14 protein-coding genes are annotated in these 15,800 nt (G+C 67.4%); 6 read left to right on the plus strand and 8 right to left on the minus strand.

The annotated features are described in order from the left end of the window. Positions 1–9 precede the first annotated feature (9 nt). A complete protein-coding gene (locus tag E6N53_RS04155; RefSeq protein ID WP_142857090.1) occupies positions 10–1,413 on the plus strand; it encodes an oligosaccharide flippase family protein in 1,404 nt (467 codons plus the stop codon). Positions 1,414–1,427: 14 nt separating this feature from the next. Here E6N53_RS04155 and E6N53_RS04160 read toward each other — a convergent pair whose 3' ends face one another. Further along, on the minus strand, positions 1,428–2,579 hold the full coding sequence (locus tag E6N53_RS04160; protein WP_142857092.1) for an NAD-dependent epimerase/dehydratase family protein: 1,152 nt from the start codon (positions 2,577–2,579) through the stop codon (positions 1,428–1,430). A 24-nt stretch (positions 2,580–2,603) separates the two neighbouring features. Beyond that, positions 2,604–3,554 carry a glucosyl-dolichyl phosphate glucuronosyltransferase gene (aglG, locus tag E6N53_RS04165; protein WP_142857094.1) on the minus strand — a complete coding sequence of 317 codons (951 nt, stop codon included), beginning with the start codon at positions 3,552–3,554 and terminating at the stop codon, positions 2,604–2,606. A gap of 116 nt (positions 3,555–3,670) precedes the next feature. Here aglG and aglM point away from each other — a divergent pair, with 116 nt between their 5' ends. The 3 genes from aglM to E6N53_RS04180 all read left to right on the plus strand — a co-directional run bounded on the left by aglM (position 3,671) and on the right by E6N53_RS04180 (position 9,313). Continuing rightward, complete coding sequence (gene aglM, locus E6N53_RS04170; protein WP_142857096.1) at positions 3,671–4,975, plus strand: UDP-glucose 6-dehydrogenase AglM; 1,305 nt, start codon at positions 3,671–3,673, stop codon at positions 4,973–4,975. Positions 4,976–5,116: 141 nt separating this feature from the next. Continuing rightward, positions 5,117–8,329, plus strand: coding sequence for an oligosaccharyl transferase, archaeosortase A system-associated (locus tag E6N53_RS04175; protein WP_142857098.1), 3,213 nt, complete (start codon positions 5,117–5,119; stop codon positions 8,327–8,329). 6 nt (positions 8,330–8,335) lie between these two features. After that, positions 8,336–9,313 (plus strand): DUF368 domain-containing protein, encoded by a 978-nt coding sequence (locus tag E6N53_RS04180; protein WP_142857101.1) that lies wholly within the window; start codon positions 8,336–8,338, stop codon positions 9,311–9,313. A gap of 28 nt (positions 9,314–9,341) precedes the next feature. On the opposite strand, the gene E6N53_RS04185 is transcribed toward E6N53_RS04180, so the two are convergent. Together E6N53_RS04185 and E6N53_RS04190 are read right to left on the minus strand one after the other, a co-directional pair. Beyond that, on the minus strand, positions 9,342–9,497 hold the full coding sequence (locus tag E6N53_RS04185; RefSeq protein ID WP_142857103.1) for a rubrerythrin-like domain-containing protein: 156 nt from the start codon (positions 9,495–9,497) through the stop codon (positions 9,342–9,344). Between the two features lie 163 nt (positions 9,498–9,660). Further along, positions 9,661–10,221: a class I SAM-dependent methyltransferase gene (locus E6N53_RS04190; RefSeq protein ID WP_142857275.1), complete on the minus strand. Its 561-nt coding sequence runs from the start codon at positions 10,219–10,221 to the stop codon at positions 9,661–9,663. Between the two features lie 89 nt (positions 10,222–10,310). Here E6N53_RS04190 and E6N53_RS04195 point away from each other — a divergent pair, with 89 nt between their 5' ends. Both E6N53_RS04195 and cutA read left to right on the plus strand, forming a co-directional pair. Beyond that, positions 10,311–10,496: an HEWD family protein gene (locus tag E6N53_RS04195; protein ID WP_142857105.1), complete on the plus strand. Its 186-nt coding sequence runs from the start codon at positions 10,311–10,313 to the stop codon at positions 10,494–10,496. A gap of 12 nt (positions 10,497–10,508) precedes the next feature. Continuing rightward, positions 10,509–10,817: a divalent-cation tolerance protein CutA gene (gene cutA, locus E6N53_RS04200; RefSeq protein ID WP_136589175.1), complete on the plus strand. Its 309-nt coding sequence runs from the start codon at positions 10,509–10,511 to the stop codon at positions 10,815–10,817. A gap of 7 nt (positions 10,818–10,824) precedes the next feature. On the opposite strand, the gene E6N53_RS04205 is transcribed toward cutA, so the two are convergent. The 4 genes from E6N53_RS04205 to glpK all read right to left on the minus strand — a co-directional run bounded on the left by E6N53_RS04205 (position 10,825) and on the right by glpK (position 15,512). Next, positions 10,825–11,499: an HAD hydrolase family protein gene (locus E6N53_RS04205; protein ID WP_142857107.1), complete on the minus strand. Its 675-nt coding sequence runs from the start codon at positions 11,497–11,499 to the stop codon at positions 10,825–10,827. Between the two features lie 53 nt (positions 11,500–11,552). Continuing rightward, on the minus strand, positions 11,553–12,737 hold the full coding sequence (locus tag E6N53_RS04210) for a Cdc6/Cdc18 family protein (protein WP_142857109.1): 1,185 nt from the start codon (positions 12,735–12,737) through the stop codon (positions 11,553–11,555). A 132-nt stretch (positions 12,738–12,869) separates the two neighbouring features. Next, positions 12,870–13,964, minus strand: coding sequence for a DUF7973 family transport facilitator (locus E6N53_RS04215; protein WP_142857111.1), 1,095 nt, complete (start codon positions 13,962–13,964; stop codon positions 12,870–12,872). Continuing rightward, on the minus strand, positions 13,965–15,512 hold the full coding sequence (glpK, locus tag E6N53_RS04220; protein WP_142857113.1) for a glycerol kinase GlpK: 1,548 nt from the start codon (positions 15,510–15,512) through the stop codon (positions 13,965–13,967). Positions 15,513–15,800 lie beyond the last annotated feature (288 nt).

Genomic DNA, 15,800 nt, shown 5'->3' on the forward strand with positions numbered 1-15,800 from the left:
GCCGCTGCAATGCGTATCGGACAGAACTCGGTCATCGCCTTTCTCTCACAGGCCCTCACGTCCGTTGCGGGATTCGTCGCGACCGTCTACATCGCCCGCGAACTGGGTGAGGCGACACTCGGCGTGTACAGCCTGGTGTTGGCCGTCGTCATCTGGCTGAAGATCATCGGCGGGCTCGGGATTCAAACCGCGCTCAAGAAGCGGCTCTCCGAACCCGGCGACGACGGGCCGTATCTCGTCGCCGGCGTGGTGACGCAACTGATCGTCTTCGTCGTGCTGGCCAGCGTCGTGGTCGGCCTCGGCCCGTGGCTCTCGTCGTACCTCCGCGGGACGCCCGTCGGGACCGTCGTCGCCCTGTTCGCCCTCACGCTCTCGTTCGCGTTCGTGACGACGGCACTCGAAGGGCAGAACCGCGTCCACATCGCCTCGCTCCTCGCCCCGGCGGACCGACTCGTCCGGAGCGTCGTCCAGATCCTCCTCATCGTCGTCGGGTTCGGTCTCACCGGGCTCCTGTTCGGCTACGGCCTCGGCGCGCTCGTCGGCACCCTCCTCGGAGTCGTGTTCTTCTCGGTGCCGCTCGCGCTCCCGACGAGGGAACACTTCGAGGCCATCACCGGCTACGCGAAGTACTCGTGGCTGAGCAATCTGAGCAACCGTGCGTTCGCGTCGATGGACACCCTCGTCCTCGGGCTGTTCGTCGCCGACGGGCTCATCGGGGTGTACGAGGTGGCGTGGAACCTCGCGTCGGTTCTCGCCGTGTTCGGCGTCGCCATCGGGACGGCGATGTTCCCGGCGATGAGCGAACTCTCGAGCGAGGGGAACCTCGAGGAGGTCCGGTACCTGTTCTCGGACTCGATGTCGTTCACCGGACTGCTCCTCATCCCGGGGCTCGTCGGCGCGGCGCTCGTCGGCGACCTCGTCTTGACGCTGTACGGGCAGTCGTTCTCACGCGGCCATCTCGTCTTGGTCGTCCTGACGTTCTCCCGGACGGTGTACGCGTACGAGTTCCAGATCGTCAACACACTGAACGCACTCGACCGGCCCGACCGCGCGTTCCGTATCGACGGTGTGTTCATCACGGTGAACGTCGCGCTCAACCTCGTCCTCGTCTGGCAGTTCGGCTGGGTCGGTGCCGCCGCGGCGACCGCTGTCTCGGCCGTCGTCGCCCTCGCGCTCGGACACCGTGCGGTGCAGGACGTCGTCGGGGTGCAGTTGCCACTGGACGAGATCGGACGCCAGCTGCTCGCCGCGGTCGTCATGGGGCTCGTCGTGGCCGGGGGGCGATACCTCCTCGCCCCGACGCTCGTGACTGGCGTCGTCCTCGTCGTTGTCGGCGGGGTCGTCTACTTCGCCGCGCTGACGGGGCTCTCGGTTCGGTTCCGGGAGGTCGTCGTCGACAACGTTCCCTTCTGACCGGCAGCGGACGGTTACTCGTCGACGAGCACGCCCGGGAGGAAGCGGTCCTCGTGGGCCTCGATGCGGTCGCGGTGGTCGACGAGCGAGCCGAACACGTCGTGGATGCCGTCTTCGAGCGTCTGGCGCTGTCCGCCGACGAGGTCGATGAACCGGTCGTTGTCGATCTCCATCTTGTGGCTCTCGTCCTCGTCGCGCGGGTTCTCGTAGTGTTTCACCTCGGCGTCGATGCCGTACTCAGCGGCGACGTCGGCGATCGTCTCGGCGAGTTCCACGATGGCGACGGGTCGCGTGACCTGGTTGTACACGTCGACCGTCCCTGACTCGCCGGCGTGTCCCCGCTCGGTGAGGCGGACGAGGCTCTCGACGGTGTCTTCGAGGCTCACCATCGGTTTCCGCTGTTCGCCCTTACCGTACACCGTGATGGGGTAGCCGGCCACCGCCTGTGCACAGAACCGGTTGACGACGGTGCCGAAGTAGTAGTCGAAGTCGAACCGCGTCTCCAGCCCGGTGTCGTCGGTCTCGGGCGTGCGCGTCCCGTAGACGATGGCGGTCCGAACGTCGCTGACGTCGAGGTCGAAGTCGGCGGCGGCGAGGCGCATGTTGCCCGCGTCGAACGCCTTTGTCTGGTGGTACCAGCTCCCACCCATCGCGGGGAACGGAACGTGGTCGCGCTCGCCGTCGTTCTCCATCACCGCGCCGCCCTCGGGAATCGGGAAGCCGGGTGCGCCGTAGACGCCGGTGGTCGTCGTCTCGACGAAGTGCGTATCGTCCAGTCCGGCCTCGTGCAGGCCGTGGAGGAGGTTCAGTGCACACGAGACGTTGTTTCGCTGGGTGTACAGCGCCCGTTCGCCGTTGATACCCGCGTAGGGGGCGCTCGGCTGTGCCGCGAGGTGGAGCACGGTGTCGGGTTCGTGCACGTCGAGCAAGCCGGCCACGACGTCGCGGTCGGCGAGGTCGCCCTCGACGAAGCTCAGGTTCTCTCTCGCCGCGAACCGGTCGGCGGGCGAGTCGACCGGGACGGCAGAGACGCTTCCGACCTGTTCGACCCACTCACGCCGGCCGAGGTTGTCGACGCAGACGACGCGTTCGTCCAGCTGGTCCGCGAGTCGGAGCGCCGTCGGCCACCCGACGTAGCCGTCCGCTCCGGTGAGAAGTACGGTCATACGCAAGCATCCCCGATGGGGATATTAAGTATGTTGCTCTGGTGAACGGTCAGCACGCCAGCGGTCGACGGTGGCGAAGGCGAAACCGAGGCCCACCGTCGCCGTGAGGGCGACGAGGAACCCCAACTGGAGCGCACTCGCCGCGGTCCGTTCGGTGACGACCGCCCGGAGACGAGCGGGGACGAACGCGAACAGCAGCTGCCGCAGGAACGCACTCTCTTCCCCGCCGTCCTCGTCCGGAAGGATGTCGGCCATCACCCGCTTCGAGTAGCCCTGCCAGAATGCGCGCTCCAGCAGCCACTTTGGCTTCGTCCGGTAGTCGAACACCTTGTGTTCTACCACCGCCTCGGGGTCGTACCACACACCCTCCCCGTACCGCGTTCGCATCCGCGCGGCGAACTCCGTCTCCTCCCCCTGGAGGTTCTGCTCGCCCGCGCGACCGAGGTCCGTCTCGAACCCACCCAGTTCCTCGAAGACCTCCTTCCGAAAGGAGATGTTCGACCCGAACGTGTTTCTGACTTCGCACTCCTCGAGGGGGAATCCCCGGTGAGTGACGCCGACGAGCCAGTAGAACTCCGCGGGGAGGAACGTCGGCTTGCCCGCGACCCACCGGCCGGTCATCCGGCCGCCGGCGGCGACGGCGTCGTGTCGTTCGTAGAGGGAGACGAGTCGTTCGACCCACTCCGGGTGTGCGACAGCGTCGTCGTCGAGGAAGGCGACGACGTCGCCCGACGCTCGTTCGACACCGACGTTTCGACTCGCCGACAGGCCCAGGTTCTCGTCGTTGCAGTGGACGACCACGTCGTCGTGACGCCCGTATCGGTCGCGGACGCGCTCGAAGAGGGACTCGTCACCGTCGACGACGACGACGACCTCGACGTCGTCGTACGTCCCCGCGAGGACGCTGTTGACCGCGTCGACGAAGTGGTCGAACACGTCGGGTGCGTACGTGCAGATGACGACGGAGACCTTCACTGGAGGGTGATATCGACCCGGCGAAATAGCTCTTCTCGTCTCCGTCGTGCTCGGAGCTGTCGCGTGGTGGCTTCTCTCACACACCCTTTTTGCCGCCGCCCGACAGTCAGAGAACCATGGATATCAGCGTCATCGGGAGCGGGTACGTCGGCACGACGCTCGCAGCCTGTCTCGCGGAACTGGGCCACGACGTCGTCAACGTCGACATCGACGAGGAGGTCGTCGCGACGCTCACCCGCGGCGAACCGCCCATCCACGAGGAACACCTCCCGGAACTGGTCTCACGGCACGTCTTAGAAACAGAGCGCCTCAGCGCGACGACCGACTACACGGCCGTCCTCGACACGGAAGCGACGTTCGTCGCGCTGCCGACGCCCTCTCGTGAGGACGGGAGTATCGACCTCTCCATCATGGAGGCCGGGGCGGAGCAGTTGGGCGAAACCCTCACGGAGAAAGACGCGTGGCACACGGTCATCGTCAAGAGTACCGTCGTTCCGGGGTCGACGCAGGACCTCATCGCGCCGCTCGTCGCCGAGGCGAGCGGGAACGAGCTGGGCGAGGAGGTCGGCGTCGGGATGAACCCCGAGTTCCTGCGCGAGGGGACCGCCGTGATGGACTTCATGGAGCCGGACAAGGTAGTGCTGGGCGCGGACGACGACCGGACGCTCGCCGTCCAGCGGCGTGTCTACGAGCCCCTCACCGACCGGTACGACACCAGCGTCGTCGAGACCGGCACCAGAGAGGCGGAGATGATGAAGTACGCGAACAACGCGTTCCTCGCGGCAAAAGTGTCACTCATCAACGATTTGGGGAACATCTGCAAGGAACTCGGCGTCGACACCTACGAGATCGCCGACGCGATGGGGCTGGACGACCGCATCACGCGGTCGTTCCTCGACTCCGGGTTGGGATGGGGCGGCTCGTGCTTCCCGAAGGACGTCGCGGCCATCATCGCGGCGGCCCGTGCCGAGGGGTACGAACCCCCGATGCTGACGGCCGCGGTCGAGGTGAACGAGATGATGCCCGAGCGGCTCCTCGGTCTGTTGGACGACCATCTCGACGTCACCGGCAAGCGCGTGGCACTGCTCGGCCTGTCGTTCAAACCCGGTACCGACGACGTCCGAGAGACGCGCTCGGCACCGCTCCTGCGCGGGCTCGCGGAACGGGGAGCCGACGTCGTCGCCCACGACCCGGCGGCCGTCGAGACGATGCGGAAGGCGTACCCCGACCTCGAGTTCGCCGTCGCCGACAGTCCCGAAGAAGCGCTCGACGGTGCGTACGCGTGTCTCGTCGCGACGGACTGGCCCGAGTACGCCGACCTCGACGCGGCGTTCGACGCGATGGCACACCCGCTCGTCCTCGACGGGAGACACTGTATCGAGCCGCGCGAGGGACTCGTCTACGAAGGGCTGACCTGGTAGGGCGGGTCGACCCCCGGCCTGGACGTGACGGGCGAGACCGGTACAGCGGATGTGTGGCGATGACACGCTCACCCGCGTGAGTACGCCGTTTCGGACATCGTTTCACAAGGCTTATGCGCGAGATGGCGGTCCACACGAACAATGAGTCAGCGTAGCGAGCGTGCCGAGGACGACGGCGGATCCGTCCTCGACATCTTCGAAGACTGGTTCCACGTCCCCGCCCTCCTGGTGGCGATGGCCTTCATGGTAGGCCTCCGCCTCCAGGAACTGGACTCGTTCACACGGGGGGGAACCGTCTACTTCTCCGGAAACGACGCATGGTATCACCTCCGCGAGGTGAACTACACGGTTCGGAACTGGCCGACGACGATGCCGTTCGACCCCTGGACGTACTTCCCGTTCGGGACGAGTGTCGGCCAGTTCGGGACGCTGTACGACCAGCTCGTCGCGACGGGCGCGCTCGTCATCGGTCTCGGGGCACCGAGCGACTCGCAGGTCTCGATGGCCCTGCTCGTCGCGCCGACGGTGTTCGGTGCGCTTGCGGCCGTCCCGACGTACTACCTCGGGAAGCGCCTCGGCGGACGCGTCGGCGGGCTGTTCGGCGTGGTCGTCCTCGCCCTCCTGCCGGGGACGTTCCTCCAGCGGACCCTGGTCGGATTCGCCGACCACAACGGGGCCGAGCCGTTCTTCCAGGCGCTCGCCGTGCTCGGCATCGTCGTCGCGCTGTCCGTCGCCGAGCGCGAGTTGCCCGTCTGGGAACTCGTGACGGACGGCGAGTGGGACGCGCTCCGACGGCCCACGGCGTACGCCGCGCTCGGCGGCCTCGCGCTCGCCGCCTACATGTGGGTGTGGCCGCCGGGCGTGCTGCTCGTCGGCGTCTTCGGCGTGTTCACGCTGGTGAAGCTCTCGAGTCGCGTCGTCGCCGGCGAGACGCCCGAACCAGTCGCGTACGCCGTGGCCGTCATCGGCGTCGTCACGGCCCTGTTGATGCTCGTACAGGTCGACGTCGTGGGCTTTTCCGTCACCGACTTCTCGCTCCTGCAGGTCGTCGCACCCCTCGGCGTGGGTGCCGCCGCCGTCTTCTTGGGCTGGCTCGCGCGCCAGTGGGAGACGCGCGACGTCGACACGTCGCTGTACCCGGTCGCGGTGCTCGGCATCGTGGTCGTCGGGGCCGGAATCGTCGCCGTCGCCCTCCCCTCGGTGCTCTCGTTGGTCCAGACGAACCTCCTCCGCATCGTCGGGTTCTCACAGGGTGCGGCCGCCCGGACCATCGGCGAGGCACAGCCGTTCTTGAGCCCGAGCCTCCTCCAGCAACAGGGGGTGGACGCGACGGGACGACTCCTCCTCGAGTACGGCTTCACCCTCTTCACCGGCGTCGCCGCTGCCGTCTGGTTCCTCGCGAAGCCGCTGGTCGACGAGGGCGAGACGCGCCACCTCGCGTACGTCCTCGGGTCACTCGTCGTCGTCGCGCTCGTCTTCCTCGTCCCGAGCCTCTTCGGAGCCATCGGCGGTGTCGTCGGCCTGAACGCACAGGTCACGAGCCTCGTCGTCGTGGCGGCACTCATCGTCGGTGCGGCGCTCCTCACCGACTACGACTCCGAGCACCTGTTCGTCGTCGTCTGGGCCGTCTTCATCACGGCCGCCGCGTTCACGCAGGTGCGGTTCAACTACTACCTCGCCGTCGTCGTGGCGGTGATGAACGCCTACCTCGTCGGCGAACTCCTGCGGTACATCGACCTCCGCTCGGTCCCCGAGTCGCTCTCGGACGTCAAGGCCTGGCAGGTCATCACCGTCGCCGTCGTGATTATGCTCGTGCTCGCGCCGGTGCTCGTCGTCCCGCTGAACGTGCGGAACACCGGTAACCCGTCGGTCGACGGCAGCCAGACCGCGTGGCAGACCGCCCAGCAGAACGGCCCGGGCAACGTCGTCCAGTGGGACGACAGCCTGCGGTGGATGGCCAACGAGACGCCCGCGGAGGGCACGTTCGGCGGCGCGTCCAACGAGATGGCGTACTACGGGACGTACGACCGAACCGACGACTTCGCGTACCCCGACGGGAGCTACGGGGTCCAGTCGTGGTGGGACTACGGGCACTGGATAACGGTCCGCGGTGAGCGTATCCCGAACGCCAACCCGTTCCAGGAGGGCGCCACCGAGGCGGCGAACTACCTGCTCGCCCCCTCCGAAGACCAGGCCGAATCGGTGCTGGCCCGACAGAGCCAGGAGGGCAACGAGACGCGGTACGTGATGGTCGACTGGCAGATGGCCTCGCCCAACTCGAAGTTCGGCGCGCCCATCGTCTTCTACGACGAGGAGAACGTCACCCAAGAGGAGTTCTTCCAGCCGATGTACACCCAGAACTTCCGGGGGAGTCTCGTCGTCCGCGAGCAGCGGTACTACGAGAGTCAGATGGTCCGCCTCTACCACTACCACGGCAGCGCCGTCGAGCCGCGACCGGTCGTCGTCGACTGGGAGACGCGACAGGCCGAGACGCAGGCCGGCGACAGCGTCAGCGTCCGGACGTTCCCGAGCAACCGGACGGACGCCGTCCGTGAGTTCCAGAACATGAGCGCCGCGCGGGCCTACGTCGAACGGGACGGCACCGCACAGCTCGGTGGTATCGGTGCGGTTCCCGCCGAGCGGGTCTCCGCGCTCGAACACTACCGCCTCGTGCGGACGAGCAACCGGTCGGCGTTCAGCGCCGCGTCGTACCAGCGTGAGTTCCTCTTGGCCCAGCAGCTGACGGGCTTCCCGGCGACTCGCATGTTCGTCACGAACCCCTCGTGGCTGAAGACGTTCGAGCGGGTGCCCGGCGCACGCATCGAGGGGAGCGGCGCTCCCGCCAACACGACGGTGACCGCCGAAGTCGACATGCGCGCCCCGGTCGGGAACTACACCTTCACCTACCGCCAGCAGGCGCGGACGAACGCTGACGGGGAGTTCACGATGACCCTCCCCTACTCGACGACCGGCTACGACCAGTACGGTCCCGAGAACGGCTACACGAACGTGAGCGTCCGTGCGGTGGGGCCGTACAACATCTCGACCCCGAGCACACTCGTCCAGCTCAACGAGTCGGCCGGCGTCGAGGAGTACGCGGCGACGGTCGACGTCCCCGAGGGACAGGTCAACGGTGACCAGTCGGGCACGGTCGAGGTCACGCTCGAACGACGGACCTCGGAGCTGACGCTCGGCGACACCGACGGTGAGAGCCAGATCGACACGGCGTCGACCGCTCCGGACGACGACGCGTCTTCGGCTGACAGGTCGACGGACGCGACTGCCGACCTCGCGGTCGGCCAGTCGCTCGACGACCCGACAGGGACGGCCGACTATCGCGCTCGCGTGAACTGATTCGCGATGGACCGACGCACTGCTGCGCTGGGGTGGCTCATCGTCTACGCGAAGGGGGTCTGTATGGGGACCGCCGACGCGGTCCCCGGGGTCTCGGGCGGGACCATCGCGCTCGTCACCGGTATCTACGAGCGGCTCATCGGTGCCATCACCGGAGTCTCGCCGGGGCGGCTTCGCTCGCTCGCGAGCGTCGTCGTCCCCGGCGAGGACTCGCGCGAAGCCTGGCAGGCCGCCGCGGAGATGGACCTGCCGTTCCTCGTCGTGCTGGGCGTCGGCATCGTGACAGCGATCATCACCGTGACGCGGCTCGTCGATACGGCCATCGAGACCGTCCCGGTGCTCACCTTCGGGTTCTTCTTCGGGCTCATCGGTGCCTCCGCGGTGGTGCTGTGGAGCGACGTACAGCTGAACACGCGTGGACGCGTCGCGGCCGCCATCGCGGGGTTCGTCTTCGCGTTCGTCGTCTCCGGCCGGGCCGCGGCGGCGCTCGGTCACCAGTCGGCCGTCGTCTTCGTCGCGGGGCTCATCGCGGTCAGCGCGCTCGTCCTCCCGGGTATCTCCGGTTCGCTCATCCTCATCCTCATCGGACAGTACGAGTTCATGATCGACACCCTCCGTGAGACGGTCGACGGGCTCATCGCCGTCGCGCTCGGCGGAACCGTTCCCGGGCTCACGCCCGCCGTCGTGACTGTCGTGACGTTCGTCTCCGGGGCCGTCGTGGGACTCTTCACGACCTCACACGTCGTCCAGTGGGCACTCAGCCGACGTCGGGAGGCGACGCTCGCGTTCCTCGTCAGCCTCATCGTCGGTGCGCTCCGTGCTCCCGTCGCGGACGTCAGCCGGCGACTCGCCGAGGCGAACCAGGGCTGGACGCCGGAGCTGGTGGGCAGTTTCCTCGCGGCGGCGGTCGTCGGTGGTGCCGTCGTCCTCCTCATCGAACGAGGTACCTCGATGGGGAGCGTCGGGGAGACCAAGTCCGCCTGACCTGTACCTGACGTCGCGTTCCTCTGCGTTACTCGCGGGCGACCCCGATGTTTCGGACCTCGCCGCCGCAGTCGACACACCGCCCGAGCGGGTCGTCGCTCGTCGTCCGCGTGCCACACGAGAGACACTCGTAGTAGCCGTGCTCGTTCCGGTGTGGGTCGATATCGGCGTTGTGGAGTACCATGTGTAACGCTGGCACGACTCGAGGTTTAACGGTTGTCCTCATATTCCATGTAGTCGTATTATCTACTAGTTCACGTTTGTATTCAGAGAATCATAGATTTTATACGGAGAATATACCGCTTGTTTCCGATTATATTCGTACGTTCGTCAAATTATAGCTGAAGTCAGGCCGTGCGGCGGACGACCGAGACGAACGTCTCTCGGCGTTCTGTGGCGCGGACCGTGGCGAAGCCGGCGTCGGCGAAGGCAGTGACGGCGTCACCCAGCCCGTAACGTTCGTCGACCGGCGGGCCATCCACGGCGTCGCCGCGTGCCGACCAGTCCACGGTGACGACGCGGCCGCCGGGACGGACCACTCGGGCGAGTTCGGCGAGTGCATCGTCGGTCGCGAACTCGTGGTACGTCATGGTCGAAAAGGCCGCGTCGAGGGCGTCGTCGGGGAAGGGAAGGTCACGCACCTCGGCAGTCACGAGTTCGACGCCGTCGGGGACACCCTTCTCGCGGTAGCGGTCGTGCATCTCGCTCTGGACGTCGACGGCGTACAGCGTGTCGACGAACGGCGCGACCTCGTCGGTGTAGAAGCCGGTTCCGCTCCCGAGGTCGGCGACGACGTCGCCGGACGTGGGCGCGAGGAGGTCGAGCAGTTCCTCGCGCGAGCAGAACCGGTACCGCCCCGGCTTTTCGAGGTCGTCGGCGCGGTCGGCGTCGAACGTGTGAAAGGCCATGTAGAACGAAGGGACGTGACGCACCTAACCCCACCGGAACCGGGCGAAACTGAGACAGGGTTAAATCCCTCGACGTCGCCACTGAACGTATGAGCAGCGGAGACCTTCGGCGGCCGACCGACCGGACGTGTGAGCGGTGCGGCCGAGAGGAGACGTGGAACGCGGACGCGGAGAGTTGGCGAATCGTCGTCGCCGACGGCGAGCGACGGGCCGGGAACGCCTACTGCGTCCACGAGTGGGACATCAACGGTCGGTTCGCCCCCTTCGACTCCTGAGACCCGACGACCATGCCGACGCTGTACGTCACCGCGCCCACCGAGGTGGCCGCCGACCTCGCCCGAACCGTCGTCGAAGCGCGCCTGGCCGCCTGCGTCAACCGCTTCCCCTGCACGTCGACCTACCGGTGGGAGGGTGAGGTCGTCGAGGACAGGGAGGAACTCCTCCTCGTGAAGACGACCGACGAGCGGTACGAGGCGCTCGTGGCCCGACTCGTCGAAGAACACCCGTACGACGTGCCCTGTATCGAGCGGTTCGACGAGGACGACCTGTTCGAGGCGTTCGACGCGTGGGTCGCCGAGTCGACGACCGAGGCGTGAGCGCGGCTCAGTCCGCGTCGCGAACCGCGTCGAGCGCCCTGAGCGTCCCGTCCATGTACCCCTCGTCGAGGACGACGTCGGCGGCCGCCTTCGCCACGTCGTCGGCGTTGGCGACGGCGAACGAGCGCCCGGCGACGGCGAACGTGGAGGCGTCGTTCTCGCTGTCGCCGACGGCGACGAAGGCGGTGGGGTCGAAGCCGAGTTCCTCGGCGACCAGTTCCAGCCCCTCGCCTTTCTCGACGCCGGGCGTCTTCACGTGGTAGGCGTAGCCGGTGTCGACCACCTCCATGTCGAACTCGGCGGCGACGTCTCTGAGGAGCGTCCCGTCCGCGTCCATCGAGACGGCGAGTTCGGTCTCGCGCCAGCGGTTCACGAGGTCGGCGTCGCTCCAGCCGACGTCTCCACCCCGTGACTCGAACGCCTCGATGACCCGGACGGCGCGCTCGCGGTCGCCGGCGAACCGGACAGTGTCGGGCGTGCAGACGACGCCACCGTTCTCGGCGATGACGCGCTCTGGCAGTCCGGCGAAGTGACAGAGCGCGACCGGGTACGGGAACGACTTGCCCGTGGCGACGACGACGGGCGCGTCCCACGCGGCGAGTGCGTCGAACAGTCGTGGGTCGAGGCTCCCGGTCGACGTGGTCAGCGTCCCGTCGATATCGAGCGCGAGCGGTGGGCTCATACGAGGACGTCGACAGAGCGGAAGGAAAGAGGCGTCGTTTCCGCGAGTGGCCGTCAGTCGCTGATGTCGACCAGTCGTCGAAACACGCGGGTCGGGAACTGTGGTTCGAGCCGACTCGGGGGGCGACCGAGGCCCCGGTCCTCGTCGGTCTCGATCCGTTTGACCACGCCGGCTTCGGCGAGTTCGTAGAGGACCCGCTTGATGGTCGTCGCCGAGAGGTCGATGTACGGGTCGGCGGTGAGCGCGTCCGTCGCCGCGGTGACGGACGAAACCGCGTTCGCGTCGAGTTCGAGGAGGCGGCGGAGGATCCGCCGTCGGTTCTCCGGGAGCGCGAGGACCCGCCCGAGCGACACCGACGGCCACGGGACCGAGTCCATCCCGACCTCGATGTCGTCGGTGCTGATTCGGTCCTGGTCACGCTCGAGCGCGTGGTCGGCGGCGCCGAAGACGGCCGCGAGCGCGTCGTGCGCGTCGCCGTCGGCCCACGACGCCACCTCGCGGATGTCGGTGTGTGAGACGGCGTTCCGCGTGAGACCGAGCGACGCCCGCTGGGTGAGGATGTCGACCAGCGCGTGTCGCTCGTACCGCGGAACCTCGACCGTCTCGTCGACCCGTGTCGCGACCGCCTCGTCGGTTTCGGGTGCCGCTGTGTCCGGTGCGTCCCGCCCGACGACGAGATACGCCATCGAGGACATGTCGAGGAGCGAGTCGACCTGCCCCGTCGTGAGCGTGTTCGCCTCGTTGACGTGGTCGACGGCGACGACGGCCTGCGTCGTCCCGACCAGTTCCTCTCCGAGGCGGTCTCGGAGGTCGTCGGTCCCGACACCACCTTCGGGGACGGGTTCGTCGACGATGCTGTCGAGGATGTCGTGATACAACGCGAACTCGCTCGAGGCGTCGCGCGCGTCCACGTAGACGAAGAGCGTAGCCGGCGGCGCGACTGCCCGCGTCGTCGTGAGGATCGCCGACCGACGCCGAGCGTTCCGCTCGGAGAGATGTCCGAACAGGGCGCTGACGACCGCGGACTTCCCGGCGCCTTTCGGGCCCCAGACGTAGGCGTCGTCCGGAAGGTCGCCGCCGAACGTCGGGTCGAGCACGTCAAGCAGCCGTTCGAGGACGGGTCCTCGTCCGTTCGGCTCGGTCAGATGGGTCACGGGGCTCAGTACGTCGAAGTCACGGACGAGTGCGCGTTCGCTCTCGCCGCGTCGACGTCGTTCGATTCGTTCGTCGAGGTCCATGCTATGTCTGGCGCGAGGAGTCACGTCACGGTTCTATCGTACGCTGTCGTGTCGTGGTGCGGCGACACGTGTTGCTCGGACGTCGTCGAAACGACGGTCGGAGAACGATGCGACGAGCCGACTGCGTCCCGATCAGAGGGTCGGGACCCAGACGGCGGTGCTGAAGACGCCGACGATGGCGAGCACCGCGATGAAGAACGTGTTCACCACGATGGCTGCGGCCGGCGGGTCGAAGTGGGTGTCGGCGTGCGCGTAGAAGACACGCTGGACGACCTCGCCCGTGAGGGCGCCGGAGACGCCGAAGACACCGGCGACGACCATCGCGACCGCCCCGACCTCCGCGACGCCACCGGTGACGGCCAACGCGGCCGTCGACGCGGGGAGCGTCATGTGGTGGGTCACCGGGATCTGGGCGACGCCGAGGTTGAGGAACGTCAGCGACGCGGCGCTGATACCGAACGCCAGGAAGGCGCTGCCGGTCGTCAGTGCCGTGACGCCGCCGATGAGACCGGCAACGAGGCCGATCATCGCGACGTTCCCCCACTTGTACTGGTGGCCGAGCCACGGCTCGGTGGCGAGGCGCTGCTTGGTCTCGCCGCCGTCGGTCATCGCGCCGGCACTGCTCTGTGCCGGTCGCATCTCCTCGCGCTCGAACGGCCCCATGTCGAGGATGCCGCTACCGCGGACCTCGCCGATGAGGTCGTAGCCGAACACGAGGCGGTGTGCGACTGCCGAGAGGACGACCGCGATGGCGATCGGGTCCCACGGGAGCCCGACGGTGCCGGAGATGGCCGTGATGATGTAGCCGAGGATACCGAAGAGGCCACCGACGACGAGGACGTCGGGTTTGGTGCCGAGCGCCGCCGGGATGTTCTTCGCCTCGTGGTAGTCGAAGCCGAAGTCCATGTATCCCTTCTTGGCCGCGTAGGCCGCGGCGGCCGCGCCGCCGGCGAAGGAGATGTGTGGGCCGAAGACCGTCCCGAACGCGACGTTGCCGGTGATGCCAGCGGCGACACCGGCCCCGCCGAGGTCGATGCTACCGGCCTCAACGACGGCACCGGCAGCGAGATTCGCGGCCTCGCCGGCGATGACCATGAAGCCGGTGAAACAGAACGCCGGCAAGGCACCCAGTGCTGCGCCGAACGCGCCGCCTGCGAACGCCGCGAGCAGGAGCCCGGGGTTGGCGATCGCATCGATGATCGCCGACGCCTGCAGGACGACGCTCATCTAGTCGTCACCACCGTCGCGCGCCCAGTCCTCGGCGCGGGCGACCGCCTCGTTCCAGCGCTCGTAGTTCTTCTCGTAGTCCGCGTCGGGGTCGACATCGAACTCGCGGTCGACCTGCCAGTTGTCGCGGAGTTCGTCGAGCGTCTCCCAGTAGCCGACGGCGAGACCGGCGGCGTACGCGGAGCCGAGCGCCGTCGTCTCGTCGACGACCGGACGGACGATTTCGGTGTCTATGATGTCCGCCTGGAGCTGACAGAGGAAGTTGTTCTTCACGGCCCCGCCGTCGACACGGAGCGAGCCCATGTCGATACCGGAGTCGGCCTCCATCGCCTCGGCGACGTCGCGCGTCTGGTACGCGATGGATTCGAGCGTCGCACGGACGACGTGCTCGCGTCGGGTACCACGCGTCATGCCGACGAGGGTCCCGCGGGCGCGACCGTCCCAGTGCGGCGCGCCGAGGCCGGCAAAGGCTGGGACGAGGTAGACGTCGTCGGTGGAGTCGACCGAGCGGGCGAGCTCCTCAGTCTCGGCGGCGTTCTCGATGAGGGTCATGTCCTCGAGCCACTCGATCGCGGCACCCGTGATGAAGATGGCACCCTCGAGGGCGTACTGGACCGGCTCACCGGAGCGCTGGAAGCCGATGGTCGTGAGCAGGCCGTGCTCGGAGGCGACGGCCTCCTCGCCGGTGTTCATGAGCATGAACGAACCGGTGCCGTAGGTGTTCTTCGCGTCGCCCTCGTCGAAACAGGTCTGGCCGAACAGCGCGGCCTGCTGGTCGCCGAGCGCGCCGGCGACGGGGATGTCGGCGTCGAGGAAGTCGGGTGAGGAGTCACCCGTCGTGCCGTAGTAATCGTCGTCCGAAGACGGCCGGACCTCGGGCAGCATCGACGCCGGGACGTTGAACTCCTCGAGGAGCTCCTCGTCCCACTCGTTGTCGTGGATGTTGTACAGCATCGTCCGCGACGCGTTGGTGACGTCGGTGATGTGGTTGCCCGTGAGCTTGTAGATGAGCCACGAGTCGATGGTCCCCATCATCAGTTCGCCGGCCTCGGCGCGGTCGCGGACGTCTTCGGGCCGCGAGCGGGAGAGCTTGATCGGGTCCGCGTTGTCGAGAATCCACTCCGCCTTCGTCGCGGAGAAGTACGCGTCGCACTCCAGCCCCGTCTTGCCACGAATCCACTCGACCTTGTCCTCGGCCTGAATCTCCTCGACTCGGTCGGTCGTCCGCCGGTCCTGCCAGACGAGCGCGTTGTGGATGGGCTTGCCGGTCTCGGCGTCCCACACGACCGTCGTCTCGCGCTGGTTCGTGATGCCGATGGCCTCGAGCTGGTCGGCGCTCAGTCCGGCCTCGTCGAGGGCCGTGTTGATGACGTGCTTCGTGTTCCGCCAGATCTCGTTCGCGTCGTGTTCTACCCAGCCGGGCTCCGGGTAGATCTGTTCGTGCTTCTCGTAAGCGTTCGCGACCACTTCACCCGCGTGGTCGAACACCATGAAGCGCGTTCCTGTCGTCCCCTGGTCGATCGCACCGACGAATGTGTCCTGACTCATGTGTGTAGCACCTTGGTGTGCCAGCCTGTGCCGGACGCATGTTCTTTATCCACGGTCCGGCGGTACCAGTAAACAGTGTGAAAGAGTGTGATAAACTTTGCTAATTCATTGGGAGTCAGACACGTCTTCGGCCGTTCTTCACAATCTTTGCACACGCATGCGTGAGTGTCTCTTCCGGTGGGGTCTCGAACGGGGCACACGCGTGTGAGCGGTGTTCCAGCGTCAGTTTACCCCCGTTCTGGAAGCCGCTATCGGGGCGCGCGCGCCGTCTCGTCGGGGGCGCTCTCC

It is taken from the genome of Salinigranum halophilum (genome assembly GCF_007004735.1).
GTDB lineage: Archaea > Halobacteriota > Halobacteria > Halobacteriales > Haloferacaceae > Salinigranum > Salinigranum halophilum.

Bases quoted from the DNA above. Each gene is read 5' to 3' on its own strand.
- E6N53_RS04155 (WP_142857090.1), top strand. From the start codon at position 10: ATGCGTATCGGACAGAACTCGGTCATCGCCTTTCTCTCACAGGCCCTC.
- E6N53_RS04160 (WP_142857092.1), bottom strand. From the start codon at position 2,579: ATGACCGTACTTCTCACCGGAGCGGACGGCTACGTCGGGTGGCCGACG.
- aglM (WP_142857096.1), top strand. From the start codon at position 3,671: ATGGATATCAGCGTCATCGGGAGCGGGTACGTCGGCACGACGCTCGCA.
- E6N53_RS04175 (WP_142857098.1), top strand. From the start codon at position 5,117: ATGAGTCAGCGTAGCGAGCGTGCCGAGGACGACGGCGGATCCGTCCTC.
- E6N53_RS04180 (WP_142857101.1), top strand. From the start codon at position 8,336: ATGGACCGACGCACTGCTGCGCTGGGGTGGCTCATCGTCTACGCGAAG.
- E6N53_RS04185 (WP_142857103.1), bottom strand. From the start codon at position 9,497: ATGGTACTCCACAACGCCGATATCGACCCACACCGGAACGAGCACGGC.
- E6N53_RS04190 (WP_142857275.1), bottom strand. From the start codon at position 10,221: ATGGCCTTTCACACGTTCGACGCCGACCGCGCCGACGACCTCGAAAAG.
- E6N53_RS04195 (WP_142857105.1), top strand. From the start codon at position 10,311: ATGAGCAGCGGAGACCTTCGGCGGCCGACCGACCGGACGTGTGAGCGG.
- cutA (WP_136589175.1), top strand. From the start codon at position 10,509: ATGCCGACGCTGTACGTCACCGCGCCCACCGAGGTGGCCGCCGACCTC.
- E6N53_RS04205 (WP_142857107.1), bottom strand. From the start codon at position 11,499: ATGAGCCCACCGCTCGCGCTCGATATCGACGGGACGCTGACCACGTCG.
- E6N53_RS04210 (WP_142857109.1), bottom strand. From the start codon at position 12,737: ATGGACCTCGACGAACGAATCGAACGACGTCGACGCGGCGAGAGCGAA.
- E6N53_RS04215 (WP_142857111.1), bottom strand. From the start codon at position 13,964: ATGAGCGTCGTCCTGCAGGCGTCGGCGATCATCGATGCGATCGCCAAC.
- glpK (WP_142857113.1), bottom strand. From the start codon at position 15,512: ATGAGTCAGGACACATTCGTCGGTGCGATCGACCAGGGGACGACAGGA.